The sequence below is a fragment of the Terriglobales bacterium genome (assembly GCA_035691485.1).
Taxonomy (GTDB): Bacteria; Acidobacteriota; Terriglobia; order Terriglobales; family Acidobacteriaceae; genus JAIQGF01.
In genome coordinates this window covers 1-24,655 of sequence record DASSIZ010000095.1, presented here as the reverse complement: position 1 = coordinate 24,655, position 24,655 = coordinate 1, and the positions used below count along the sequence as shown (strand labels likewise).

At 61.9% G+C, this 24,655-nt stretch carries 24 protein-coding genes and 1 other RNA gene; 8 read left to right on the top strand and 17 right to left on the bottom strand.

Annotated features, from left to right (window positions below; all coding sequences use genetic code 11):
* Positions 1–28: 28 nt before the first annotated feature.
* A complete protein-coding gene (locus tag VFI82_12610) occupies positions 29–2,419 on the bottom strand; it encodes a protein kinase (protein ID HET7185522.1) in 2,391 nt (796 codons plus the stop codon).
* Positions 2,420–2,538: 119 nt separating this feature from the next.
* Between VFI82_12610 and ftsY the strand changes: the two genes are divergently transcribed.
* The 3 genes from ftsY (at position 2,539) to ribD (ending at position 4,943) form a co-directional block, all read left to right on the top strand.
* Positions 2,539–3,495, top strand: coding sequence for a signal recognition particle-docking protein FtsY (gene ftsY, locus VFI82_12605; protein ID HET7185521.1), 957 nt, complete (start codon positions 2,539–2,541; stop codon positions 3,493–3,495).
* Between the two features lie 82 nt (positions 3,496–3,577).
* Positions 3,578–3,802, top strand: a complete 225-nt coding sequence (locus VFI82_12600; protein ID HET7185520.1) for a hypothetical protein — start codon at positions 3,578–3,580, stop codon at positions 3,800–3,802.
* Positions 3,783–4,943, top strand: coding sequence for a bifunctional diaminohydroxyphosphoribosylaminopyrimidine deaminase/5-amino-6-(5-phosphoribosylamino)uracil reductase RibD (gene ribD, locus VFI82_12595; GenBank protein HET7185519.1), 1,161 nt, complete (start codon positions 3,783–3,785; stop codon positions 4,941–4,943). The genes VFI82_12600 and ribD overlap by 20 nt, the downstream gene beginning before the upstream one ends.
* 56 nt (positions 4,944–4,999) lie before the next feature.
* On the opposite strand, the gene VFI82_12590 is transcribed toward ribD, so the two are convergent.
* From VFI82_12590 to VFI82_12575, 4 genes are read right to left on the bottom strand one after another with little or no spacing between them, the layout of a single operon-like run.
* Complete coding sequence (locus VFI82_12590) at positions 5,000–5,641, bottom strand: riboflavin synthase (GenBank protein HET7185518.1); 642 nt, start codon at positions 5,639–5,641, stop codon at positions 5,000–5,002.
* A gap of 27 nt (positions 5,642–5,668) precedes the next feature.
* A complete protein-coding gene (locus VFI82_12585; protein ID HET7185517.1) occupies positions 5,669–6,070 on the bottom strand; it encodes a PPOX class F420-dependent oxidoreductase in 402 nt (133 codons plus the stop codon).
* Between the two features lie 48 nt (positions 6,071–6,118).
* Positions 6,119–6,982 (bottom strand): ATP-binding cassette domain-containing protein, encoded by an 864-nt coding sequence (locus tag VFI82_12580; protein HET7185516.1) that lies wholly within the window; start codon positions 6,980–6,982, stop codon positions 6,119–6,121.
* A 32-nt stretch (positions 6,983–7,014) separates the two neighbouring features.
* Complete coding sequence (locus VFI82_12575) at positions 7,015–7,743, bottom strand: molybdenum cofactor guanylyltransferase (protein ID HET7185515.1); 729 nt, start codon at positions 7,741–7,743, stop codon at positions 7,015–7,017.
* A 458-nt stretch (positions 7,744–8,201) separates the two neighbouring features.
* Between VFI82_12575 and VFI82_12570 the strand changes: the two genes are divergently transcribed.
* Positions 8,202–9,272, top strand: a complete 1,071-nt coding sequence (locus VFI82_12570; protein ID HET7185514.1) for a potassium channel protein — start codon at positions 8,202–8,204, stop codon at positions 9,270–9,272.
* Here the strand turns inward: VFI82_12570 and VFI82_12565 are convergent.
* The gene (locus tag VFI82_12565) at positions 9,269–9,658 is read right to left on the bottom strand and encodes a hypothetical protein (protein HET7185513.1); all 390 of its coding nucleotides are present in this window, start codon (positions 9,656–9,658) and stop codon (positions 9,269–9,271) included. The two genes, VFI82_12570 and VFI82_12565, sit on opposite strands and share 4 nt — an antisense overlap.
* 210 nt (positions 9,659–9,868) lie before the next feature.
* On the opposite strand from VFI82_12565, the gene VFI82_12560 reads away from it, so the two are divergent.
* Positions 9,869–10,909 (top strand): BON domain-containing protein, encoded by a 1,041-nt coding sequence (locus tag VFI82_12560; protein ID HET7185512.1) that lies wholly within the window; start codon positions 9,869–9,871, stop codon positions 10,907–10,909.
* 141 nt (positions 10,910–11,050) lie between these two features.
* Here the strand turns inward: VFI82_12560 and VFI82_12555 are convergent, their stop codons facing one another.
* The 9 genes from VFI82_12555 to VFI82_12515 form a co-directional block, all read right to left on the bottom strand.
* Positions 11,051–12,082 (bottom strand): NAD(P)H-dependent glycerol-3-phosphate dehydrogenase, encoded by a 1,032-nt coding sequence (locus tag VFI82_12555; protein ID HET7185511.1) that lies wholly within the window; start codon positions 12,080–12,082, stop codon positions 11,051–11,053.
* Between the two features lie 37 nt (positions 12,083–12,119).
* The gene (plsY, locus tag VFI82_12550) at positions 12,120–12,776 is read right to left on the bottom strand and encodes a glycerol-3-phosphate 1-O-acyltransferase PlsY (protein HET7185510.1); all 657 of its coding nucleotides are present in this window, start codon (positions 12,774–12,776) and stop codon (positions 12,120–12,122) included.
* Between the two features lie 272 nt (positions 12,777–13,048).
* On the bottom strand, positions 13,049–13,630 hold the full coding sequence (gene thpR / locus VFI82_12545) for an RNA 2',3'-cyclic phosphodiesterase (protein HET7185509.1): 582 nt from the start codon (positions 13,628–13,630) through the stop codon (positions 13,049–13,051).
* A 264-nt stretch (positions 13,631–13,894) separates the two neighbouring features.
* Positions 13,895–15,175, bottom strand: a complete 1,281-nt coding sequence (locus VFI82_12540) for a competence/damage-inducible protein A (GenBank protein ID HET7185508.1) — start codon at positions 15,173–15,175, stop codon at positions 13,895–13,897.
* A 54-nt stretch (positions 15,176–15,229) separates the two neighbouring features.
* A complete protein-coding gene (locus VFI82_12535) occupies positions 15,230–16,303 on the bottom strand; it encodes an IPT/TIG domain-containing protein (protein ID HET7185507.1) in 1,074 nt (357 codons plus the stop codon).
* Positions 16,304–16,342: 39 nt separating this feature from the next.
* Positions 16,343–16,840, bottom strand: a complete 498-nt coding sequence (locus VFI82_12530; GenBank protein HET7185506.1) for a phosphatidylglycerophosphatase A — start codon at positions 16,838–16,840, stop codon at positions 16,343–16,345.
* On the bottom strand, positions 16,821–17,075 hold the full coding sequence (yacG, locus tag VFI82_12525; protein ID HET7185505.1) for a DNA gyrase inhibitor YacG: 255 nt from the start codon (positions 17,073–17,075) through the stop codon (positions 16,821–16,823). The genes VFI82_12530 and yacG overlap by 20 nt, the downstream gene beginning before the upstream one ends.
* 98 nt (positions 17,076–17,173) lie before the next feature.
* The gene (gene rimO / locus VFI82_12520; GenBank protein HET7185504.1) at positions 17,174–18,676 is read right to left on the bottom strand and encodes a 30S ribosomal protein S12 methylthiotransferase RimO; all 1,503 of its coding nucleotides are present in this window, start codon (positions 18,674–18,676) and stop codon (positions 17,174–17,176) included.
* A 173-nt stretch (positions 18,677–18,849) separates the two neighbouring features.
* The gene (locus VFI82_12515) at positions 18,850–21,111 is read right to left on the bottom strand and encodes a DUF3488 and transglutaminase-like domain-containing protein (GenBank protein ID HET7185503.1); all 2,262 of its coding nucleotides are present in this window, start codon (positions 21,109–21,111) and stop codon (positions 18,850–18,852) included.
* A gap of 148 nt (positions 21,112–21,259) precedes the next feature.
* Here VFI82_12515 and ffs point away from each other — a divergent pair.
* The 3 genes from ffs (at position 21,260) to VFI82_12500 (ending at position 22,975) form a co-directional block, all read left to right on the top strand.
* An RNA gene (gene ffs, locus VFI82_12510) (signal recognition particle sRNA small type) lies at positions 21,260–21,356 on the top strand.
* A 113-nt stretch (positions 21,357–21,469) separates the two neighbouring features.
* The gene (locus VFI82_12505; protein ID HET7185502.1) at positions 21,470–22,468 is read left to right on the top strand and encodes a beta-ketoacyl-ACP synthase III; all 999 of its coding nucleotides are present in this window, start codon (positions 21,470–21,472) and stop codon (positions 22,466–22,468) included.
* 87 nt (positions 22,469–22,555) lie between these two features.
* Positions 22,556–22,975 (top strand): VOC family protein, encoded by a 420-nt coding sequence (locus VFI82_12500; GenBank protein ID HET7185501.1) that lies wholly within the window; start codon positions 22,556–22,558, stop codon positions 22,973–22,975.
* Positions 22,976–23,106: 131 nt separating this feature from the next.
* On the opposite strand, the gene VFI82_12495 is transcribed toward VFI82_12500, so the two are convergent.
* Together VFI82_12495 and VFI82_12490 are read right to left on the bottom strand one after the other, a co-directional pair.
* Positions 23,107–23,586, bottom strand: a complete 480-nt coding sequence (locus tag VFI82_12495) for an energy transducer TonB (GenBank protein HET7185500.1) — start codon at positions 23,584–23,586, stop codon at positions 23,107–23,109.
* 101 nt (positions 23,587–23,687) lie between these two features.
* Complete coding sequence (locus VFI82_12490) at positions 23,688–24,143, bottom strand: hypothetical protein (GenBank protein HET7185499.1); 456 nt, start codon at positions 24,141–24,143, stop codon at positions 23,688–23,690.
* Positions 24,144–24,655: the final 512 nt, after the last annotated feature.

Below are 24,655 nucleotides of genomic sequence, written 5' to 3'. Positions count from 1 at the left end.
CCGGCCCTTCAGTGCTGGCGAGGGACTTCTACTTTCCTGCCGCCGCACGGTGCGCCTGGAATCGTTGTTGACACTGCTGCGCTGCCGCCCGAATCTCCGCAAACTGCGGGTCGCTGCGCACCGTCTTCAGCAGAGGATCGGTATCGACCAGCGGATACACGCAGTAGTTGTGTTCAATAGCTTGACGCAACAGCCGCACCGCATCCCGAGTCCGGCCGCACAATGCCATCTCGGTTGCTGTCTGGTACTTGAGCTCCGGGTCGGTCACCATGTCCGCATATTTCAGTCTTCGCGCTACCGCCGCTTCCTTTTCCGGCTTGGCCGTTGGCCCCAGGCATGCTTCCAGCACGGAGCGGCCATAGATTTCCGTTTCATACGGGACCTTCTTCAGCAGACCGTTCACTGCTTCCCGGGCTTTACCCTCGCGCAGCAGGATGGCCGCCGTTTCCGCCGCCCAGTAGTCCGTTTCTCCTTGCAGCTGGAAATAACTCCTCGCCCGGTTGTAGTCGCCCTTGTACATGAACACCACACCACAGGAGGAAAGATCTGTGATCGTGGGATCCAGCCTTCGAGCCTCATCGCACTCTCGCGCTGCATCGTCCAGCAAGCCCGCATATCGCAAGACATAGCCTAGTGTGTCGTGCGCCAGCCCATTATCAGGCCGGCGGCGCACCAAATCCGCAACTTGGTCGAACGCCCGATTCAGTTCGCCGTCTTCCACCAGGCGCGAGGCCAGGAAGGTTGCTGCTTCCACCTGCTGCGGATCCAGCGCCAAGGCCCGCTCCGCCGACTCCATGCTCTTGCGCGTGGCCTCCGCGCCGCCATCGGAAAAGTTCGCGTCGAAGTTTAATCGCAAAGCCAGGGCGGCTAATGCCGGCGCGTAATTTGGATCCAGCGCCAGCGACCGTTCCAGGAGCGCGATCGCCTCCTTGTTCGGCGCCGGATCCACTCCCGCGCCTTTGCCCCGCAGGTACAGTTCGTACGCTTCCTGGTTCTTCGGTTGCGCGGCGGTATCCACCGTGGTTTTTCCCACTCCCAGCGCCGGCGCCAGCTCGTCTCGCAAGCGTAACGCCATCTCCCGCTGCAGTGCGATCAGGTCCTGCGAGCTGCCGCTTACCGTTTCCCGCCACACCAGGCGGCTGGTGGCGGGCTCCATCACCTCCAGCGTTATCCGCAGCTTCTCCTCTTCCTGCAGAAAATGCCCGGTGACAACTTCGTTTACCTGCAGTTCCTGCGCTACCCGCCGCGGATCGGTGTTGCCATCGGCGTACTTCCGCGTCAGCGTAAACGGACGCACTGCCAGGCCCGGCATATAACTCAACGTCCCAACCACCTCGTCCGCCAGCGCAAATCGCATGTATTCCGAACCTTTTTTCCCCGCTACGTCCTCGAACGGAAGCACCGCGATCGCCATGGTTCCTGCGCGCTCTGTGATTCGTTTTTCTCTCCACCGCCGCCACCCAGCGGCCGCCAGAATCGCTGCCAGGACCACCAGCCCAATCACCAGTCCAACTCTGCGTGTTGCCCTTCCGCCTTTAACAACTGACGTCGCCGTTCGCTGCGGCGCAGTGTCCAGGCGCGACAGCCGCCGCAGGTCCACTCGTACCTCGGCCGCCGACTGGTACCTTTCTTCCGGTTCTTTGTCCAGGCACTTCAGGATGATTTCTTCCAGCTTCGGCGACATCCGAGGCTGGAAACGGCTGGGCGGAGTCGGAGCCTGGTTCAGTATTTCGTCCACCAGCGCCGTCGCCACCGTTCCTTGAAACGGAAGATGACACGTGAGCAGTTCGTAGAGCACGACGCCAAGTGAGTAAATGTCGCTGCGCTCATCCGCGGCTTGACCCCGAAGACGCTCCGGCGCCATGTACAGCAGCGTGCCCGCGCCCTGCTGCCCTTCGGTCAGGCTCTCGGTTGCGTCCTCTTCCCGCGCGCGAAGCAAGATCGCAATGCCGAAATCGAGCAACTTTACCTGCCCCTTCGCCGTCAGCATGATGTTGCCCGGCTTCAGGTCGCGATGTATTACCCCCAGTTCGTGCGCCTCTTCCAGGGTCTTCGCAATCTGCTCGCCGATCGCGGCGGCCTCCTTTTCCGGCAGCGCTCCTCCGCCCAGCTTCTGCTCCAGGCTTACTCCGGTGACGTACTCCATCACCAGGAAATCCAAACCGTCCTGCGTGTCGAAATCGTGCACTACGGCAATGTTGGGATGATTGAGCTTGGAAAGGGTCAAGGCTTCCTTGCGAAATCTCTTCCGCGCCGATTCATCGGCTAGCGTGCCGTCGGGCAGCACTTTCAGGGCGACATCGCGATCCAGTCGCTCATCGCGGGCGCGATACACGACTCCCATCCCACCGGCGCCGATCTTTTCCACGATCCGGTAGTGGCCCAGCACCATCCCGATGTTGACCTCTCGCCCCAACATCGGCGCAAATGGTAGGCCGATTCAAACCAAAGGGTCAAACGATCCGGGCCCGTAGTCGTACCGCAGCACGTGCGGAGACGCATGCGCCATCGGCTCCCCCATCTATAATGAGACCTTCCATGATCCAGACCCTGTTCGGCAGCCTCGACGAGGAGCCCAAGAAGGCCGGCTTTTTCGACCGCATGAAGCAGGCGGTCACGCGCACCCGCGAAAACCTGAGCGAGCGCATCGACGAGGTCGTTTCCTTCGGCAAGGAAATCGATCGCGGAACTCTCGACGACCTGGAAGCCACCCTCATCGCCGCCGACCTCGGCAACGCCACCACCCAGGAAGTCCTCGCCGCGCTGCGCGAAAAAGTTGACCGCAGGCAGATCGGCAACCTCGACGAGTTGAAACGGGTGCTCAAGGACGAGTTGCTCAACATCCTGCATCGCGCCAGCCTCGAGCCGGTCAAAGCCGTCGAACCGCCGGAGGTCATTGTCGTCGTCGGCGTGAACGGAACCGGGAAAACCACCACCATCGGCAAACTGGCGAACGCGCTGCGCGCACAGGGCAAGACCGTCCTGCTGGCCGCCGGCGATACCTTTCGCGCCGCCGCCATCGAGCAACTCGAAGTCTGGGGCGACCGCACCGGCACCGAGGTCGTAAAGACCAAGCCCGGCGGCGATCCCTCCGCCGTGCTTTTTGACGCCCTGCAGGCCGCTAAAGCCCGCGCCACCGACTACGTCATCGTGGACACCGCCGGGCGCCTGCACACCAAGAGCAACTTGATGGACGAGCTGCAGAAAATGCGGCGTACCGCACAACGTTTTATTCCCGGTGCGCCGCACGAGGTGCTGCTGGTCATGGACGCAACCACCGGCCAGAACGGCTTGCAGCAGGCGCGGCTGTTTACCGAATCCGCTGGCGTCACCGGCATCGTGTTGACCAAGCTCGACGGCACCGCCAAAGGCGGCATTGTTATCGCCATCTCCCGCGAGCTCGGTGTTCCTGTCCGCTACGTCGGTGTCGGCGAAAAGCAGACCGACCTGCTGCCCTTTGATGCCCGGCAATTTGTCGATTCGCTGTTCGAGTGATCACGAATGTGGCACACGCGCTCTCGCCTGTGCGATCGCGGAAGCCGAGCCCTGCGGCGGTAATGTGGGCTAGACTATCCGCGTGCAGCTTCTCCTCGCGCTCGTGCTTATCATCATTGGCGTGTTCTTCATCTGGCGAGTGTTCAAACTCGCTTCGAAGTACAAGCCGGTCGAAGAACCGCCCGAAGAGGTAGGCGATATCAACGTGCGCGAGCCTGTTCCGCGGCGCCCCAAGGGCAGGGCCGGCGCGGTTGCGATCGAGTTGCCGGACGACGACTACGACACCGATGCATACTCCCGACGATGAGCGCTTCATCCACCGCGCCCTCGGACTCGCGCGCCAGGGCATCAGCCTCGCTTCTCCCAACCCTTGCGTCGGCGCCGTGATCGTCGATGCCGGTGGGACTGTCGTCGGCGAGGGCGCCTACACTTACGATGGGCTCAAGCACGCCGAAATTCTCGCCCTCGAGCAAGCCGGCGAGCGCGCGCGTGGCGCAACGCTGTGCCTCAATCTGGAGCCGTGTTCGCACCAGGGGCGCACCGGTCCATGCGCCGATGCCGTTATCAGCGCCGGCATTCGCCGCGTCGTCGCCTCCATGGAAGATCCCAATCCTCAAGTACACGGCCTGGGATTTCAGAGGCTGCGTGACGCCGGCATAGAAGTCACGGTCGGCGTCGAAGAAGAACAGGCGCGTCACCTCAATGAGGCGTTCGCCCGCCACGTTCGCTCGCGCAGGCCGCTCGTGGTCCTGAAGGCCGCCATGACGCTCGACGGCAAGATCGCCCCGCCGCCGGGTGAATCGGAGAATCCTTCGGCGCTGGGCGCGGGCGGCGCCACCGGCGGTTGGATCACCAGCGAACTGGCGCGCGCCCACGTCCACGAGTTGCGCCACGCCATGGATGCCATCATGGTCGGGGTTGGCACCGTCGTTGCCGACGACCCGCTGCTCACCGATCGCACCGGGCTGCCTCGACGCCGTCCGCTGCTGCGCGTCATCCTCGACTCGCGTCTGCGGATGCCGTTGGGGTCGCGGGTCGCCAAGACCTGCCGCGACGACGTGCTCGTCCTGTGCTCGTTCGCCGAGGAGAAGAAGCGCAAAGAGTTGGAAGGCCGCGGCATTCGTGTCGAACAGGTTGCGCTCGGCGGCGGAGACGGGCGTCCCGACCTGCGCAAGATCGTCCAGCGCCTCGGCGAACTCGATATCACCAGCGTGCTCATCGAGGGCGGCGCGATGGTCAACTGGGCGGCGCTGGCCGCCGGCGTCGTGGACAAGGTATTTCTCTACTACGCGCCCAAAATCCTGGCGGGCAGCGGCTCGGTGCCGTTTGCCGCCGGCGCGGGCTTTCGCCGCATGAGCGACGCTGCTTACGTCAGGAACATGCGCCTCTACCGCTTTGGCGAGGATTTTGCCGTCGAAGGATACTTGCGCGATCCCTACACTTCGTAGCTTGTCCGCTAGTAGCTCGCGGCCGGGAGGCGGGCTGCAACTACCAACCACGGTTTCTAAAATCCCTGCGCCACCAGTTGCTCGGTGGTGATGGCGCCCGTGGAGCGCCCGCCCATCATCTTCTCCACGTACTTGGCGACAATGTCGGTCTCGATGTTGACCGGGTCGCCCGGCTTGAGCGAGCGCAGGTTCGTTTCTTCCGCCGTGTGCGGGATGATCGCAATCGTTACCTTCGCGCCTTCCACGCGCGCCACGGTCAGGCTGATGCCTTCCACCGCAATCGAGCCCTTGTACACGACGTAGCGCTCCAACTCGGCCGGAATCTCGACCGTAAGCCAGAAATCGTCGGCGCCCGGAATTGGCTCCAGGCCAAGAAACTTTCCCGTGCCGTCCACGTGCCCCTGCACGATGTGCCCGCCCATGCGCCCGTCGGCCTTCATCGGCAATTCCAGGTTGACCAGCGCACCTTCGGTGATCCGCGAGAACGAAGTCAGCCGCCAGGTTTCTTCCGCCAGGTCGGCCCGGAACGAATCCGGATGGATCTCCACCGCGGTCAGGCACACGCCGCTGACGGAGACGCTGTCGCCCTTCTTCAATTCCCGCGGCACCTGCTTGGCCTCGATCACCAAGCGGCGCGTTCCGCCGGTGGTGGTGATCTTGGCAACTCGTCCGACATCTTCCACTAGTCCGGTAAACATGAAAACCCGCTTTCGATGAATTCGGTTTTACCCATTTCCGTGCACGTGTTCCGGCCGGACCTTGTAGAGGACGCGCACCTCGCCGGGCTGCGCGTACGGGTACTTGTCCACGCCGAGATATTTTTTCGCCAGCTTGTTGATGGAATCGTCGGCGCCGTCCTGCGTGATGTCGGTGACGCGCCCGCGAATCTCGATGTAGCGATAGGGATTCTCCGGGTCCACGATGGAGAGCGAGACGCGCGGGTCGCGCCGGACATTGAGGTCCTTCTGCCGGCCGCGTGCGGAATTGAAGATCAGGTTCTCGCCATCGAAGTCGAACCAGACCGGCGTCACTTGCGGGCGGCCGTCCGGCATCAGCGTGGCGAGGTTGGCGAATGCTTTCTTTCCCTTGAACAGGTCAATGTATTTTTCCGGAATGTTGGAGGGCATCTTCTTCTCCGATTCTGTAATTTAAAATTCTGCAATTCGGCAATTCACTCACGCCCCTGGCCGTTGTCCCTCGTTGTTCTGCGGATGCCGGAACTGCTCCAGGTTCAGCTCGTCCAGTTCTAGGAACTGGCGAACGATCGGCTCCTGGCTCGCCTGCATTTCTTCCGGCGTTCCCTGGAAGACGGCGCGGCCTTCGTGCAGGAAGACAATGCGGTCGGCCAACTTTTCCGCCAGGCGCATGTCGTGCGTCACCACCACGCTGGTCAGCTTCAACTGGAACTTCAGTTTCTTGATCAGGTCGCCCAGCAGCTGCGCCATCAGCGGATCGACCATCGTGGTCGGCTCGTCGTAGAGCACCGCCTCCGGCTGCGCCGCCAGCGCCCGCGCGATCGCCACCGAGCGCTTCATCCCGGTGGACAAATCCGAGGGCAGCAGGTCGCGCATCGCCCTGACGCCGACCATGTCCAGCAACCCATCCACCACCTGGTAGATCTGCTGCTCGTCCAGGTCGCCGCGCTCGCGCAGCGGGAAGGCCACGTTCTCGCCGACGCTGAGCGAGTCGAACAGCGCGCCGTTCTGAAATACCATGGTGACCTTCTTGCGGATCCGCTCCAGATCCGCCTCGGCGTAGTCGGTGGTGTCTTCGTACGCCACCGTCACCCGCCCCGTATCCGGCTTCAGGAAACCCATGATGATATGCAGCGATACCGATTTGCCCACCCCGCTGCGCCCCAGGATGCAGATCGTCTCTCCCGCCATCACCTGGAAGTTCACGCCGTCCAGCACGCGGTTGTCCCCGAACGCCTTGGACACATCCTTGAACTCGATGTAGGGCTTTACGCCCTCGGGGATGTCGGTGCGAGCCGCGCTCGCAGTTTGGGTGGTTCCGGCCGGCGTTATGAGTTCAGCCATGTTTAGTACCGAAATTCTTCATTCTGCATTCTTCATTCTGCATTTCTTCGACGTGCCCGGTCCCATTCCTCGGGAGTATTCAGATTGTCGAACATTCGCGGATCAAAAGCCAGTTGCCGCAATTCTTCGTCGCCGATGGCGCGCGTTCTCACCTCGCGAAACAGCGGAACGATGTTGTTGCGCGAGGCGCGCAGCGCCTTTTCCGCGACCTCGGCAAACTCACGGCGATACACCGCGCACAGCGGCTGATACTGAAGAGAAGATTCTGGGCCACTGATTTTCACCGATGAACGCGGATCAGAACTATTCATGTTTGATCGGTGCTGATCAGTCTTGATCGGTGGCTGCTTTTGCTGCTTTTGCGTGACCGGTACGGTGACGGTTGCGCCGTCCTTCTCGGCCACATCGACCAGGTAGCGCAGGAAGCGCGCGTCCAGGAATGGCGTGTCAACCGCAATCATCAGGTTCAACTCGGCCTGGCTGGAACGCAGTGCCGCGTGGATGCCGGCCAACGGCCCCTGGCCGGGGAAAATGTCCTCGACAAGGTTCAATTCAATTCCGCGGTTCCGCAATTCGGCAATGTCATGGAGCTTCTCCCGCGGGCCCACGATGCTGACGTGGTCGCTCACCCCGGCTGCCAATCCCAGCGCCCGCTCTACCAGCGTCTGACCGTCGAGACGGAGCAGCGCCTTGTCGCGCCCCATGCGCAAGCTTTGCCCTCCGGCAATGACAAAGGCGGCGACCGCCATGCGGGCAATCATAAGTCATCGGGTACTCGTATCCATGGTCGATCATCCGCGATCCGCCATCGGCCCCTCGAAGGCGGACGATTGCCGTAGACCTGTTCTAGCGGACAACTTTCGCGTGCGGCCACACTCGCCAGCCCCGAACTGCTGACCAGCAGCGGGTGTGTCTGCTATTCGGGTGGCGCAGGCCTTCAGGCCTGCGGTTCGGCGCCAACTACAGCATCAGGGCTTTAGCCCCTGAGGTACCTCGGCGGCTAAAGCCGCTGCCCTCACATTTTCCTGCAGGGCTGAAGCCCTGCTCCACCCTCCACATCACCCTTGCTCCATTAGCCACCAGCCCCTAACCCCTCCCTCCCGATCTGCCGGCCTCCCGATGAGATTGCCTGTGCTAAAATCGCGCACGTTTTCAGCCCCGCATCGTCAATCTGAGCTTCGCGGACGCAGGCGCGGCGGCGGGGGTTTCGGAACCACCGATGAACATCCGCCGACGGCTTCTCTACGCCATCCTGGCCCTGAGCGCGATCACCGCCGTCGCCGTCACCGGCTACCGGGTGCTGGGCGGGCCCTCGGTCACCTTCCTGCAATCGCTCTACATGGCGGTGATCACGCTGGCGGGCGTGGGCTACGGCGAGATCATCGACACCAGCAACAACCCTCAGCTGCGCATCTTCAACATGTTCGTGGTGACGGTGGGGGTGACGATCACGCTGTACGTGTTTTCCGTCGTCACCGCGTTCCTGGTCGAGGGAGAAATCAGCAACCTGTTCTGGAGACGTACCATGCAGAAGCGCATCCAGGAGCTGAAAGACCATTTCATCGTTTGCGGCCTGGGCGATACCGGGCGCTACGCGGTGGAGGAGCTGCACAAGACGAGCACGCCATTCATCGTGATCGAGAGCCATGAGGATAACATCGCGCGCTTCAAGGAGCACGAGAGCGGCCGCTATAAGGAGATCCTGTATGTGATCGGCGACGCCACGGAAGAGAGCGTGCTCGACGCCGCCGGCCTCGATCGCGCGCGGGGCGTGATTTCAGCGGTGGCCAGCGACAAAGACAACCTGGTAATCACCGTGATGGTGCGGCAGAAGAACCCGGCGGTGCGCATCGTGGCGCGCTGTGCCGACGTGAAGTTTGCCGACCGCATGCTGCGCGCCGGGGCCAATACGGCGGTGTCGCCGAACGCGATTGGCGGGCTGCGCCTGGCCAGCGAAGCGCTGCGCCCGCACGTCACCAGCTTCCTGGACCTGATGCTGCGGGAGAAATCGCGCACCCTGCGCATTGACGAGATCGTGATTCCCGGGGACTCGAAGTGGGCAGGCAAGAACCTGGAAGAGCTGAAGTTCCGCGCCAACTTCCACCTGATGCCGCTGGCGGTGAAGACGACTGTGGGCGAGCACCGGCACGACTTCATGGTGAATCCTCCGGATACCCTGGCGCTGCAAGCCGGGACGGTGCTGATCGTGATGGGAGATGTGGAGGAGATCGGGCGGGCGCGCGAGGCAGCACGACAGGCGCAGCACACGCAGGTGGCGGCGAACAGCTAAGCGTCGGCGGCGGTGGGCATCTCGGTGGGCGACCAGAGAATTTCCATTCCGATGATGCGTCCGGCAATGTCGAGTTCCAGGTGTCCGGTGGCGCGGACCACGGTGTCGCCGCTCAGGTCGGGAATGGTGACGTACACGCGCGGCTCCAGGTAGCGAGCGTTGCCGGACTGCTGCAGGAACTCCAGGGCGGGATGGGAGCGGCAAATTTTCGGGAGCTCGAAACTGAAGTCGGCAAGGTCTCCGTTCTCGCACAGCGATGCCGCAACTTCCACCGGGATGCGTTCGTGAACTTCTTCCTCTTCCATCGTGCTGTTGGCGTTGAAGGCCACGTAGTACTGATAGCCCAATTGCTCGTCGAATTCGGTCCGCTCAACGTAGATCGCCATAGGCCAATGTGTTTGGATGCGCAGAGTCTTGTATCACAGGGCTGTGCGGCGCGTCATGTTGAAGGCCGCGCGGAAGTGCAGGCACTCGCGATTGGCCGATTTCCGCAACCGGCACGGAAATAAGGTGTTTCCATGTATAGACGAGAGCAGCAGCCAAGCATCTAATGGAAAAGCGCCACCACTCACAGAGTTGAGCATGAAGGAGCGATCATGAAGGCGAAATCTCGTTTCGTACTGGCATTATTCCTCGCGCTTGGAATTGGCGTGGCCTGCAACCGCGCCCCCAACGACGCGCAGGTTGCCAACCAGGTACAGCAGAAGATCGCGGCGGATGGAAACGTGCAGAACAAGCAGATCGGCGTGCAGTCCGCCAATGGCGTGGTCACGTTATCAGGCACGGTGGCAAGCGAGATGGAACGCAGCGCCGCAGCCAACGATGCGGCGCAGGTCGCGGGCGTGAAGACGGTGGTGAACAACCTGGAACTGTCCCCGGCGACGACGGCTCAGTCGATGCCTCCGGCGGCGGAACCGCCGGCTGCGGCCAGCGTGCCGACACGCCGTCGTGAAGCGCCGCCACGCAGAACGCGCACGGCTGCTTCCGGCAACAATGCTCCGGCGAGCACCTACGCTGCCCCGGCCGGCGACATGGCGTCGTCAAACGCGAGATCGGCGCCGGCGGCTCCAGCAGCGCCGCGCGTGGTCACGGTGCCGGAGGGAACGATTGTGGCCATCCGATTGGTGGATCCGATCAACACCGCGCAAGCCCACGCGGGCGATACCTTCCGGGCAACCGTGTCATCGCCGGTGATGGTCGGAGATGAGACGGTGATTCCGGCGGACGCGGATGTGGAGGGGCAAATCGTCAATGCGGCGAGCGCGGGCCATTTCACGGGACAATCGGCGCTGGCGTTGACCCTGAGCCGGTTGCGCATGGGCGGCAAGACATACACGCTGCGCACCAACCAATACGACAAGCAGGGGTCGTCGCGAGGGAAGAGAACGGCGGCCACGGTGGGCGGCGGCGCCGCCCTGGGCGCGATCATCGGCGGAATTGCCGGCGGCGGGAAGGGAGCGGCAATCGGAGCCGGCGTGGGCGCGGGCGCGGGAACCGGAGTGCAGGCGGCGACGAAGGGCCAGCAAATCGAGCTGCCGTCGGAGACGGTGTTGAACTTCCGGCTGGAAAGCGCGCTGAATGTGACGCCGGCAGCGACGTCGGACAGGAATGCAGGAAGACAACGCGTGGACCAGTGAAGCACGTGAAAGTGCTGCCAGGTTTCACGTTTCGCGTTTCAGGTTTCACGTCGCGCAAATCCGCGAGCGCGGGTAGAGCGCTAACGACGTGAAACCTTGAAACATCGAGACCTTTAGGCGCACGGCAAAACGGACTGCGTGTCAGACGCGGTGGAGCGCGACCTCGCTGGTGCCGGGACGCGTCATCAGCTCGTGGATTGCGTCGCGGGGCGACTTGCCGCGATGGAGCAGCGCGTCGATCTGCTCGGTGATCGGCATTTCGACCGAGTACTTGCGTGCCAGGCCAACCGCGGCCTTGGTCGTCAGCACGCCTTCGGCAACCATGCCGTGCATGCCGGCGATGATCTCGTCGAGCTTGCGTCCCTTGCCGAGTTCGACGCCGACGGTACGGTTGCGCGAGAGGCCTCCGGTACAGGTGAGGACGAGATCGCCGATGCCGGCCAGGCCGGCCATGGTGTCGGCGCGCGCGCCACAAGCGACGGCGACGCGGGTGATCTCGGCAAGGCCGCGCGTGATCAACGCCGCGATGGTATTGAAGCCGAGCCCCAGGCCGTCGCAGACACCGGCCGCGATGGCAATCACGTTCTTCAATGAGCCGCCAAGTTCCACGCCCGCGACATCGTCATTGGTGTACACGCGGAAAGAAGGTTCGCTGAATTCGCGCTGCACCGTTTCGGCAAGCTGCCAGTCTTTGGAGGCGATGGTAATGGCGGTGGGGTCGCCGCGCGCGACTTCCCTGGCGAACGACGGCCCACTGAGCGCGCCGATGCTCGGGTTGGAGATGCGCCCGCCGTCGCGCAGCACGTGGGCGATGACCTCGCTCATGCGCTCGAGGGAATCGTTTTCAACGCCCTTGGTGGCGCTGACGAAGAGCATGTCGGGAGTGAGGTGCGGCGCCATTTTCTGGAACAGCCCGCGGCAGTGGTGCGAGGGCATGACGCTGACCACGATCTGAGCGCCACGGAGGGCCTCCTCGAAGCTGTTGGTGGGCGCGACGGAGTCCGGAATTGGTGCGCCGGGGAGGAAAAGATCGTTGCTGCGGTGAGTGAGGATCGACTCGCGGACTTCTTTCTCGAAGGCCCAGAGGCGGACGCGGTGCGTGCCCTTGCGTCCGAGGACGATAGAGAGCGCCGTGCCCCACGCGCCGGCGCCGATGATTGCGATGTCGGACATGAGTCTCAGTTCCGAGTGGTACTCAGCTACTTGGTACTCAGTTACTTTTCTTCAGTGCAAAGCGGTGCTCAGTGCCCGCCAGCAAGCGGCGGATGTTCTGGTGGTGCTTGGCGATGATCAGCGCCGAAGCGCACACCATGGCGGCGAAAACTGGCGGTGAAGCCTGGTAGCGGTACAGCAGCCAGGCGAAAATCGGAAATGCGGCGGCAGCGACGATCGAAGCAAGCGAGATGTATCGGAACGCTGCGACGACGGCGATAAAGATCACGAGCACAATCAGGACGGCCTTGGGCGCGAGCGCGATGAATGCGCCTACGCCGGTAGCGACGCCCTTGCCGCCCTTGAATTTCAGCCAGAGAGGGAAGACGTGGCCGAGAATGGCGAAGACGGCGGCGAGAGACATCAGAACGATCGGCGACACGTCGTATGAGTCAATGTAACCAGGAAAAAAATGATTGAGGCGCGAATGCGCTATGGCCAGCGCCATGTAAACCGCAGCGAAACCTTTGGCTGCATCGAGAATCAACGTGGCGATGCCCAGACCAGGCGCTTTGCGCGCGACGTTGGTGGCGCCGATGTTACCGCTGCCGGTGGCGCGCACGTCCTCGCCGCGAAACACACGGACGAGGATGTAGCCGAAGGGAATGGATCCCAGCAGGTATGCAATGAAGGCGATGATGAAGTAGATGGACATTAAAGCATTCGAAAACCCAGATTCCTCACCCGGTCCTTCGCTCGCTCAGTGCGCCCGCTCGGAATGACAAATATTTGATGGGGTGTTTTCGCAGGCCTAAAGGCCTGCGCCACCCGTCGGGCTTTCGCCCGCTGACGCGGGCTGGAATTCCTTTTTCACGCTGACTCCGGCTTACGCCCGGGGGCTACACATTCTGTCGCACGCTTTGCGCGCCCGAACGGCGGGCCGCTGGAACGGGCTTCTAGCCTCAGGCAGAAGCCGCGAACGCCGAACTATCCCAGCGGGAACCGGGCGATTTTTGTATAACGCGCGCCGCTGGGCGACAGCTTGCTTTCGTACAGAAAGAATTCGCGAGCGGTCATTGTACCGAAGTCGGGTGCGGGCTTGCCGTGCAATTTCTCGCCCAGGCGACGAAGCGGTGGGCTGGCTGGTTCTCCGGGCTGGGGTTTGGGCCTGCCGGAGCCGGAACGTGCCAAGGTCAAATGCGGGCTGTAGGCGGTGGTCTCACGTGGCACGCCGGCACGGGCGACGGCTTCGTCGACGGCCTTCGCAAGCTGCGGCAACTGGTCGCCTGCCTCGATGCCGAGCCAGAAGACACGCGGGCTGCGCGGGTTGGGGAAAAAACCGTGGCCGCGGAAGGCGATGTCGAAATGCTGCGGGCGCACCGTTGCCAGCTCACGCTTGATCTGCTCCACCTGCTCGGGAGTCTGCTCGCCAATGAATTTCAGAGTGACATGAAACGACTCGGGCTTGACCCAGCGCGCGTCGGCGGCAAAGCCGCGGACGCCGTCGAGGTAGAGGGACATTTTGTTGCGGATTGCAGCGTCAATATCGAGAGCGATGAAGATGCGCACGGGAAACTATTGTCGATGGGCGATTGATGATTGTCGATTGAGAAAGCGTGGGGGCCCTCGGCTCGCGCTCCTTTCCCTTCGGCTGCGCCTCAGGGTCGGTCGCGCTCGCTAGGGATTGGCCGATATTTGATGAGGTGTTTTTGCAGGCCTAAAGGCCTGCCCCACCCGCGGGCACAGCCGCGGTGTTGTGGCCTAAAGGTCTGCGCCACCCGTCGCGCACAGCCGCGGTGCTGTGGCCTAAAGGTCTGCGCCACCCGTTGCCAGTCAGATCAGTTTTCTTCTTACCATGTCCAAAGCCTGTTGCGAGGCCCACCAGCGGATGCGGGCGCGATCGCCGGGGACGTTGCGCTCGACGACGTCGGTATGCTTGCCGTCGGCCACGGCAATATAGAGCAGTCCGACGGGCTTTTCTTCGGTGCCGCCGGTGGGCCCGGCAACGCCGGTGATGCCAACGCCGATGGTGGAGCGGCATTCCTCGCGGATTCCTTCCGCCAAGGCAGCGGCGACCTCCTTGCTCACCGCGCCATGCTCGGCGATGAGCGCGGGCGGAACGTTGGCGAACAGCGTCTTCATCTCGTTGTCGTAGACGATGGCGCCGCCTACGAAGTAGCGCGAACTGCCGCTGATCTTGGTGATGCGCTCGCCGAGCAGGCCCCCGGTACAGGACTCGGCGACGGCGATGGTGGCGCCGCGCATCTGCAGGTAGTAGCCGACGATCTGCTCGAGCGATTCGCCGCGGCTGGAGTAAACGAAGTCCTCGAGTTCATCTTCCAGCAATCCCGCCAACTCGTCGACGCGCGCCTGCGCGGCCTCTTGCGATTCTGCGCGCCGGGTGAGGCGAAGCTGGATGTCGCCGGCGCCGGCGAGGATGGTGGTCTGCACGTCAGGGAAGCGTTGATAGATGGGAGCGGCGCGGCGGTCGCAATCCGATTCGCCCATCATCGCGATTTTGAGCACGCGGGTGGCGATGAACTGTTGCGGCAGGCGCTCGCGCAGGCGCGGGATGCACTGCTCGTCGAACATGGGCTTGATCTCATGCGGCGGGCCGGGCAGCAGCATGATGTAGCGCTTGGCGCCTTCGTATTCGAAGTCAATCCACTGGCCGGGAGCGGTGCCGAGCGGGTTAGGCAGGACCTGGGCCCAATCGATGACGTCGGCCTGCTTCTCGTTGTTGTCGGCCATCTGGCGGCGGAGCTTGGCAAAGCGCTCGTGAAGTTGGTGGACGAGTTCGGGATCACGGCGGAGTTCGCGCCCCAGGGCGGCGGCGACGCATTCGCGGGTGAGGTCATCCTCGGTAGGGCCGAGGCCACCCATAAAGATAATGATGTCGGCGCGAGCGAGCGCGATCCTGGCTGTCTGGGTGAGGTGCTCGCGGTTATCGCCAACTACGGTCTTGAAAGCGACTTCGACTCCGAGGCCATTCAGCTTTTCGGTGAGGTAAAGCGAATTCGTGTCCTGGAAATGCGGCGTGAGCAGCTCAGAGCCGATGGCAATGATCTCGGCGGGCACGGTGAAAGTGTAAATGGTTGGCGGTGGATGGTGCACGGACGGCGGTAGGGGTTTCTCGGCTCGCGCCCAGAAAGGCGACGGTCGATGCGACTAGAACCTCGTTTCTTCAACCGGGAGGAGGGGATGTCCCTGGATGTCCCAAGAGAGATGATGGACGGCGTTGGTGGTGGCGAGAACGGCGGCGCGCCCGGGAGCGAAGGCCAGGCCGACCAGGTTTTGTCCGGCGACAACGAGCGAGGCTTTCTTGTCAGGCGTAACGCGCACTACGCCGCGCTTGCCGCGTAGCGATGCGGCGACGTAGAGGTTTCCGTCCACGTCGAAAGCCAGTCCTTGCGGCCGGCCGAGACCGCGGTAGAAGAGCGACACGCTGCCGTGGGGATCGATTTCGTGAACGGCATCGAAGCTGGAGACGGTCGGCCCGGTGACATAGAGATTGCCGTTGGGGCTGAAGGCGAGGTGGTAAGCGGAGACGCTCGGCTCCAGGGTGGCGAAGACAAAGATCTGGCGGTCGCGTGAAATTTTGAAGATGGTGCCGCTGCGGTCGCCGACGTAGAGGTTCTGCTCGCGGTCGAAGGCAAGGCCGGTGGCTACGCCCATGCCTTCGGCGTAGGCGGACATGGTGCCGTTGGGGGCCACGCGGTAGACGGCGCCGTCGTAGCGGGAGGTAACGTACATCTGGCCCTCGCGGTCGAAAGCGATGGCGGTGGCGTTCATCATCTCGGCGAGGAAGGGCTTAACGTTGTAGTTGGTGTCAATCTTGTAGATCGCGACCGGGACCTTTTGCCCGCGGGAGCCGGAAAAAGTGACGTAGATATTGCCTTCGAGATCGAGGGCGGGATTGCTGACTGGGTGCAGGTTTTCGGCGATATTGACGGCAACGCGAAGGTCGTGAGGATTGCTGGCGTGGCCGTTGGCGTCAACCGTGACCGGGCCGGAGTGAGCGCCGTCAGGAACGCGGGCAACGAGAAACTGGTCGGAGCTGATGACGACGGCGCCCTCGAGATCGCCGAACTGAACCTTGGGACGACGCAGTTCGTGCGGGCGCAGGCCGCTGCCGATGATGCGGATTTCGCCGCCGGGCAGGGCAGCAGCCGGCTCCACGGAATCGATCCGCGGTTTTCCGTTGACGTTCTTCTTGCCCAGCAAGCGGTCAGAAATTCCCATGATCGTTCGCACTTAGATGCGGGCGGCGCGCGTGCCGGGTCACGGCAGCAGTCCGAAATGGCGCAGCCCTTGCATCACCGCCAGCGCATACAGGCCTGCGCCGACATCGTCGAGCATAATGCCGGCGCCGTCCGGAATTTTCTCCAGAAGGCGCAGCGGCGGCGGTTTCACGATGTCGAAGACACGAAAAAGTATAAGGCTCGCCAACAAAGTTTTCCAAGCGAGTGGAGCGCCGGCGAGGGCGATCAACTGGCCGGCGACTTCGTCGATGACGACGAAAGCGGGGTCCTTCAGCTTTGATTCGCGCGCGACGCGGGTGGAGGCCGGGATCCCGACGAGCGTGACCATGGCGGCGGCAACGATCGCCGCGGCAACCTGCAATGAGCCGGAAAACGGCGCCAGCGCGCGCCAGAGCAGAACGGTGGCGATCGAGGCCCAGGTGCCGGGCCCGGGTTTCAGGCGGCCGATGCCGAAGAAGGTAGCGACCAGCCATGCCCACGCGGTCTTTCGAGAGAGATCAGGAGCGATTGCGGTCATCGTGCTGGGCAGTGCCGCCGGACTTCGGCATGCGCCGGTCGTGGCCAGTGTAATCCGCTTCGCCGAATTGGTCGCCCTGATTGATGGGGGTGGAAATCACGTAGCCGCCGCTGGCCCACTTGCCCAGGTCGATGAGGCGGCAACGATCGCTGCAGAAAGGGAAGTCGGGTTCGTCACGCAGCACCAGCTTGCGGCAGGTGGGACAACGGAGGCTGCGAACGCGCTTGCGAGGCATGATGGAACCTATTTTATGGGATGCGGTGGATTTGTAATTGGTAATTTGAACCAGGAACTGGGACCGCAAATTACCAATCACAAAGTACAAATTACAGATCAGAGGATGCGCGCGACCAGGTCGTAGTCATGGGCTTCGGTGAGTTCACAGCGGTGGAACGTGCCCGGCTCGAGTTCGCGCTCGTCGGCAAAGTCGTTAATGAAGACTTTGCCGTCGATTTCGGGGGCGTGCATGGCGGTGCGGCCTTCCCACAGCAGGTCGGTTTCGCCGGAGGGACCCTCGATGAGGAGGTCGAACTGGCGTCCGAGAAGAGCTTTCTTCGACTTGCGGCTGATGGATTTCTGGATCTGCATCAGCTTGCGCCGGCGACGCTCAATCTCAACGGGAGGAACTTTCTTGCCCAGGGCGTACGCTGACGCGCCTTCCTGGTCGGAATAGGAGAAAGCGCCCATCCAGTCGAACTGCGCCTGGCGCACGAAGTCGCAGAGTTCGTCGAACTCGCGCTCGGTCTCGCCGGGGAAGCCAACGATGAAGGAGGTGCGCAAGGTCAGATCCGGAATGGTGCGCCGCATTTTCTCGATGGAGCGCAGGAAAAGCTCGGAGCCGCCGCCGCGCTTCATGCGCTTGAGAGCCGCAGCGGAGGCGTGCTGCAGCGGGACATCCATGTAGGAGCAGATTTTGTCGTGCGCGGCGATGGTTTCCAGCAAACGGGCGGTGATCTTGTTGGGGTAGGCGTAGAGGAAGCGCACCCAGTGCAGGTCTTCGATGCGCGCGAGTTTCTCCAGCAGCAGCGCCAGGCCGTCCTTCAAACCGAAGTCCTCGCCGTAGCAGGTAGTGTCCTGGCCGATGAGTGTGATCTCGCGGACACCGGCTTGTGCCAGGCGCTCGGCCTCGGCAACCACGGACTCGAAACGACGCGAGCGGAACTTGCCGCGCAATTGCGGGATGATGCAGAACGAGCAAGGGTGATCGCAGCCCTCGGCAATCTTGATGTAGGCGGAGGCGCGCGGGGTGGCAAGGATGCGCGGCGTGGTCTCGTCGTAGAGATAATTCGGCAGGTCGGCAATGGCGCCGTCCCAGCCGTCGCGGGAAAAGCGCCCGGCCTGCTCGCGTGCCTGACCTTCGGCGCGGCCGTTGGTATTGAGGATGTTGAATGGGCTCGCCTGCGAGGGCGCACGCGCTCCAACACTGAGTCCCGCGGCTTGCAAGATTTTCGGCAGCTCGCCGGTGCCGATGACGGCGTCAACGTCCGGAATGTCTTTCCGGATCTGGTTGCGGAAGCGCTCGACCAGGCATCCGGCAACGACCAGCTTGCAGGCGCGGCCGCTGGTTTTGTGGCGCGCCATTTCCAGGATGGTGTTCACCGACTCCTGCTGTGCGCTCTCGATGAAGGAGCAGGTGTTGACGACGATGATGTCGGCATCCTCGGCGCGCGGCGTGATCTCCGCCCCGGCCTGCGCCAGCATGCCCATCATGACCTCAGAGTCGACAAGGTTCTTGGGGCAGCCGAGGGACACGAATCCGACCTTCTGCGGGCGCGTTGTAGCCGCGTTCTTCCCAGAAGCCGTGGGTTTTTCGAGGGTGACCGGAAGGTCAGGCATGCGGTGCTTCAATTCTATCGGAAATAGCGGGTTCGGGGAAAAAGCGAAGAAAAAACCTTAACCGCAGAGGACGCGAAAGCGAATCGGCACGAAACAAAAAAACGAACCACGAAGGGCACAAAGGATCACGAAGGCTGGAACGATTTGCCCTCGTATCCTTCGTGCCTTCGCGGTTATTGGCTTTTGATTTCTGCGTACAACTCGGGTAATCGGGCGGCGTCTTCGGGCGATTTGCCAAAGCGAGCGCGCTCGTAATGGCGCGTAAAGTCGGCCACAGAACGCTGCAACGGCGGATCGGCAATGCTGGCCACGAACTCGCGCGGCGTCTGGGCGGGTCGCTTGGGGAAGCCCTTGCCGGCGAGGGAGCGGGTCATGCGTGAGTACCAAACGGTGGCCGCCGCTTGCGGCGCCTTGATCGGGTTGCGCGCTACGCGGTGACGACGCATGGCGTGCCAAATGCTTCGGGCATTGACCAGGAGCACGCACAGGATGATCGCCAGCAGCGCGGTCATCACCCAGGTACGGGGCCGGCGCTCCGCTTCAACATGGACGCGTTTGGCACGGGCAAGCAATTGCAGGTAATAGCGGCGGAACCAGCCGCGCGCCTGGTCGCCGGCGCTGCGACCGCGCGCCATGGCGGAGATGGTCAGAGTGCGCTGGTGGAGGAAATCGTAGTTGATCACCCACTCGCGCCAGAATTCGCGGGCTGCGTCGAGGTAGAGCAGGAAGCGATGCATTTGTCCGGCGGCCGGCTTGGGATCGGCGGGAGTGGGATCGAAACTCACCCATGCATAACCGGGAATGTAGGCTTCCACCCAGGAGTGGGCGTCGCGGGCACGGACAATGTAGCTGCCGGTGAGGTCGTTGTACTCGCCGCCACGAAAGCCGTTCACGATCCGGGCGGGGATGCCGACGGTGCGCAGCATGATGGCCATGGCCGAGGCGAAGTACTCGCAGTGTCCTTCCTTGCGCTCGAAAAGGAAGTAGACCAGCGGGTCAGCCGGCGGCGTGGTCGCCATTTGCAGGCTGTAGCCGTAGTGGGTGCGGAGGTAATTTTCGACCGCCGACGCCTTGTCGTAGGCGCCGGTCGAGTTTTCGGTGATCTTTCGCGAGAGTTCGACGACCCGCGGGTCCACGCGCGTCGGCAGTTGCAAGTAGTTGAGGACGAGGTCGGGGGGAGCAGTTCCGCTGGCGCTCCGCATGCGCTCCCGGCGCGGCTGCGCGATCAGGGAAGTAGCGCTGTAGCTCTCGGTCATGCGGTTGCGGTCCATGTTGTAGACAGCGCCGCCGTCGTCGAGCGCAACTTCGGCCATCCGCGCCTGCAGGGTGACGGGCACCGGCGCCAGGAACAGGACGTTGGTGCCAATGGGCTCCATCAGGATTTTGTAGAACAGCGGCTTGAAGGCGCGGAGGTCTTCGCGGTCCGGGGGCAGATTGCGAACGTTCACCTGCGTCCGCGACAGATTGTAACGACCCATGCCGGTCAGGCGGACCTCGGGGTCGTAGCGCGGGCTGGAGGCGAAGGCTTCCATCCGGGAAGACTGGGGGTTGGTCCACTCCTTGCCGTCGAACAGCCCAAGCGCGACGCCGCGCCACTTCAGGTCGGCGTAGGAGCCGCGGTCGCCATCGATTTGAATGTGCATGACGACGCTGTCGGACTGCTTGATGCGGCCGATCTCGCCCAACTGCACGTGATCGCTGAAGCCGCTGACGAACTCATTGCGCGGAGCATAAGCGCTGAGATATCCGGCGGAGAGGCGCGGCAAAACAAAGAAGATTCCTGCCGCGCCCACGACCACGGCGAAAGTCATCAGCAGCGCGAGAATGGACACGATTCGCGCCATGCGCCGGGGTGCGTTGGGCAATGGCGGCGCGGGCAGCGCGCTCGACACCGCCGCCGCGGAACGCTTCATTTCCATGCTGATGAAGGTGGCGACCACCAGCAGCAGGAAAACGCAGAAAGCGCCGAAGAAGATGGTGTCGACGGTGAGCACGGCGGCCGCCAGAACTTCCAGGAAGGAAATGATGACGAGATAAACCTGGTCGCGGTGGCGCTGCACGGAAAAAAGCTTCACCACCATGATAAACAGCACCAGATGGACGGTGGCGTTGACGAAGCTGCCGGAAACCAGGAAGACGTCGGCGGCGTAGAAGACGACGTAGAAGAGTGTCAGGTAGGAGGTCCAGCGCTCCGAGATTAGCAGGGTGCGGTGGCGCAGCATGAGATAGCCGCGGAACAAAAGAGCCGCCGAGACCGCCACCAGGGAAAAGGCATCGAGGCGCCCGGTGGTGGTCAAGGTGATGAAGCCGGTGGCGACCAGCAGGTAAAGCGAGATCTGAAAATATTGCTCGATCACGCCGCGAAAGGTGGAGGGCTGGGGAGGCGCGGGCGGCGTGAGGATGGAGATGAGGTCAAGTTTTTCGCCGGCCGCCACCAAGACATTGTATTGCCGAATTGCAGAATTGCCGAAGTGCCGAATTGCGGAATTGAAACCCGGCAATGAAGCAGTCCGATTGGCCAATTCTTAAAATCGGCAATCGCGGTGCGGCGCGCACGGCAATGCTAGAATCAGGTGTGTCGGGCATCGGCCCCGCGCGACGTATTCCCGCCAACCCCGCCAGGTCCGGAAGGAAGCAACGGTAACGGGCTCTTACGTGCGCAGCGGGATCGCCGGTGTCCGGCTTTGTCTTGGCCGTCAGCCATCAGCCATTTGTCATTTTGCCATGATGAGATGAATAGACATTAGCCGTCGCATCCCTCAGAATAATGCGCTGACGTTGACGGAGAGTTCATTGACCAATCCCATCCGGGCAAAGATCACCTCTCTCGGTACCTACGTCCCGCCGCGTGTCCTCAGCAATCAAGACCTGGAAAAGATGGTCGAGACGAGCCATGAATGGATCATGCAGCGGGTGGGAATCCGGGAGCGGCATATCGTCGAGAAAGGCGTCGCCACCAGCGATCTCGCGCTGGAAGCGGCCAAGTGCGCACTGTCAAAGCGCGGCGCCAAGCCGGAAGAGGTGGAAGCCATCATCGTGGGCACAGTGACGCCCGACATGTTTTTTCCGGCGACCGCGTGCCTGGTGCAGCACAGGCTGGGAGCCAAGGGCGCGTGGGGCTTTGACGTGTCAGCCGCCTGTTCCGCCTTCGTTTATGCACTCCAGACCGGGGCGCAGTTCATCAATACCGGCGCGCACAGGAAAGTGCTGGTGATCGGCGCGGACGTGATGTCGTCGATCATTGACTACAGCGATCGCGCCACCTGCGTGATCTTCGGCGACGGGGCGGGGGCGGTGCTGCTGGAGCCTGCCGCCAACGACGAAGAAGGCATCATCGATTTTCTGCATTACGTCGATGGCTCCGGCGGTTGCTCGCTCTACATGCCCGGAGGCGGCAGCCTGAATCCCTCGAGCCACGAGACGGTGGACAAGAAAATGCATTTCGTTCACCAGGACGGGCAGGCGGTGTTCAAGTACGCAGTGCGCAACATGGCGGACGTCTGCGAGCGCCTGCTGCAGCGGAACGGCGTCAATGCCAAGGACGTGGACTGCTTCATTCCGCACCAGGCGAACATGCGCATCATGACCGCGACCGCCGACCGGTTGGGGCTGCGGCCGGAAGCGCCGATTATCAACATCGACCGCTTCGGCAACACCACGGCGGCAACCATCCCGCTCGCCATGCAGACTGCAATCGACGACGGCAAATTGAAGAAGGGAAGCCTGGTGCTGCTGGCGTCGGTAGGCGCTGGATTTACGACCGGGGCGACGCTGTTGCGCTGGGCGTATTAGTAAGGCTGCAGGCTGCAGGCGGAAGGCTTGAGGCTGGAGTTCAGGGCTTCGGAAAACCGACACTTGCAAACCATGGAGGCGAAGCAAATGAGCCCAGCAGGAACGCCGGAACGAGTTGCCATGCGTCGCGTTACAGGTATTGGCGGCATCTTCATCAAGGCAAAGGATCCCAAGGCAATGTACGCGTGGTACGAAAAGCACCTGGGCATGAAAAAGGAATCGGCTTTTCAAGCCGTGCCCTTCAAGTGGAAAGAGGAAGAAACCGGCCACGAGGGACTGACCATGTGGTCGTTGTTCGAGCAGGCCAGCAAGTATTTCGACCCCAGTCACTCGACGGTGATGATCAACTACCGGGTTGCGGATATGGACGCGCTCCTGAAGGCGTTCGAGTCGGAAGGCATCAAAGTACTCGGCCGGCAGGACGAGTCGTACGGCCGCTTCGCGTGGATCATGGACCCGGAGGGGAATAAGATCGAACTCTGGGAAGCGCCGAAGAGCGGGAGTTAGGACTTAGAGCCGGTAACAAAGCCTCCATTGCGCCGCCGCAAGGCTCGCCAAATGCCGCACCGAAGCTTGCTGCATTGGCGAACAGAAAGCGCAAGCTTGCGCTAAGTCGATTTATCGCGAACGACGATGTGTCAGGGCCTTGATGTTTCATTTGTCGTTTCCACACACTCCACGCCCGTACTCACATAAACAAACGCCGGCAAGTCTGCCGACACGTGTATCTCAGAGGTAATCGGATGTGCGTTGGCGCCTTCGCACTCGTCCTCAATGAACTCGAATGAGCTGGAAACGTCGATAGTGAACTCTCCGTTCCAAGGCTTGAAGCGCCACTGTTTAAGTGCGTCTATGACGAACTTCTCGAACACCTTCTCGAACACCGGGTCATCGGCGTGGACGGACACGGTGCGAACCGACACGACGCTGCCATCTCGTGCCACTCTCAGGCGACTGATTATCGTTCCCCCCATCCGCTGGTCTATCGCAGCTTGCGGGTAGGCTGGTGCGACGAATTTAGCGACCGATGGTAGTTTTTGAGTATCCAGCGCTTGGGTCTGTGCGGGAACCGAAGCGATGGCGAGCAAGCAGAGTGCGATTGCTGACACACGTTTCACGCCAGCACTTTACGCCGAGTCACAAGCGAGTTCCACGATAACGAGCGATAACAGTCATTCGCGGCTGCCCCAAAACTTGCGCGAAGGCAATTTCACGCCAGTCACTTCCGGTCGCCACTCTTCTGGCGATAGCAGTCCAAGAACTCGACCCCACGTTTCGTATCGCGGATCTGTTCGATGCTCCAAATCGAATCTTCGCTGGAACCGTCATCAACAATCCCATGAAATTTGCCTAGCAAATGCACGATAAGTATTTTTGCGGCGTCGCAGGCATCATCTAACGCCCAGAGATTGAGAACCAAATTCAATCTCGCAGAAGGTGCTGTTCCAACCTGCGCAAGAACAAGTTCTTTCTCGTTCTCTGTACAATTCTCCAAAGCTTTGTCATCAAAACGTACCCGAACGCGCCAATGCTCACTCGCCGGGAAAAGCCACTCGACGCTATCGGAGTTTGTAAGTTGACACTGTTCAGCAACCTCGTCTAGGGCAGCGATTATTTTCCACACCGTTGCTTCCGAGAAAGAGAGCCCGACGGTTGGAGCCCTGCTAAGCTGCATGTCCTACCTCTCGGAGAGCCGTTCGTTCGCTATTTCAAGCGAAGAAAAAGCGCAAGCTTACGATAACTCGATTTATCACTCGCTATGGCTTAGTCTGCTGGCGGCACGCAGTTTCTCGACAATGGTGCGTAGTTCAGCCATGGCGTGCTCATCGGGTGGCGAAGGACGATTCACCAAGGGGTCGAGGTCATAGCATCTCTTCCGGTATGCATCGATACCCGGATCGGGTTCTCGACACTCGACAAAATCGTTCCATTCCTGAGGGTATGCGAGCCGGTGTTGCAAGAACCGCTCGATCAAGTCAGCCATGTCCGTCGCTGTACGTGCGCGTCCCACGAAAATAGTCACTTACGATAAGTCGATTTATCACTCGTTACTTTTGAATCGAAGCCATCACGCGATAGAACTCTTGATAGTCGTGGCGTGGCGCACTATACATCCCTCCGTAAAACGTCGCATCAAGCACGCCAGCAGACCTGCACTCGACAGACGGCAAGTGAATAGCTTCCTTC

Coding starts and splice junctions, on each gene's coding strand:
- VFI82_12610 (HET7185522.1), bottom strand. CDS start 2,419: ATGTTGGGGCGAGAGGTCAACATCGGGATGGTGCTGGGCCACTACCGG.
- ftsY (HET7185521.1), top strand. CDS start 2,539: ATGATCCAGACCCTGTTCGGCAGCCTCGACGAGGAGCCCAAGAAGGCC.
- ribD (HET7185519.1), top strand. CDS start 3,783: ATGCATACTCCCGACGATGAGCGCTTCATCCACCGCGCCCTCGGACTC.
- VFI82_12590 (HET7185518.1), bottom strand. CDS start 5,641: ATGTTTACCGGACTAGTGGAAGATGTCGGACGAGTTGCCAAGATCACC.
- VFI82_12585 (HET7185517.1), bottom strand. CDS start 6,070: ATGCCCTCCAACATTCCGGAAAAATACATTGACCTGTTCAAGGGAAAG.
- VFI82_12580 (HET7185516.1), bottom strand. CDS start 6,982: ATGGCTGAACTCATAACGCCGGCCGGAACCACCCAAACTGCGAGCGCG.
- VFI82_12575 (HET7185515.1), bottom strand. CDS start 7,743: ATGATTGCCCGCATGGCGGTCGCCGCCTTTGTCATTGCCGGAGGGCAA.
- VFI82_12570 (HET7185514.1), top strand. CDS start 8,202: ATGAACATCCGCCGACGGCTTCTCTACGCCATCCTGGCCCTGAGCGCG.
- VFI82_12565 (HET7185513.1), bottom strand. CDS start 9,658: ATGGCGATCTACGTTGAGCGGACCGAATTCGACGAGCAATTGGGCTAT.
- VFI82_12560 (HET7185512.1), top strand. CDS start 9,869: ATGAAGGCGAAATCTCGTTTCGTACTGGCATTATTCCTCGCGCTTGGA.
- VFI82_12555 (HET7185511.1), bottom strand. CDS start 12,082: ATGTCCGACATCGCAATCATCGGCGCCGGCGCGTGGGGCACGGCGCTC.
- plsY (HET7185510.1), bottom strand. CDS start 12,776: ATGTCCATCTACTTCATCATCGCCTTCATTGCATACCTGCTGGGATCC.
- VFI82_12535 (HET7185507.1), bottom strand. CDS start 16,303: ATGGGAATTTCTGACCGCTTGCTGGGCAAGAAGAACGTCAACGGAAAA.
- VFI82_12530 (HET7185506.1), bottom strand. CDS start 16,840: ATGACCGCAATCGCTCCTGATCTCTCTCGAAAGACCGCGTGGGCATGG.
- yacG (HET7185505.1), bottom strand. CDS start 17,075: ATGCCTCGCAAGCGCGTTCGCAGCCTCCGTTGTCCCACCTGCCGCAAG.
- rimO (HET7185504.1), bottom strand. CDS start 18,676: ATGCCTGACCTTCCGGTCACCCTCGAAAAACCCACGGCTTCTGGGAAG.
- VFI82_12500 (HET7185501.1), top strand. CDS start 22,556: ATGAGCCCAGCAGGAACGCCGGAACGAGTTGCCATGCGTCGCGTTACA.
- VFI82_12490 (HET7185499.1), bottom strand. CDS start 24,143: ATGCAGCTTAGCAGGGCTCCAACCGTCGGGCTCTCTTTCTCGGAAGCA.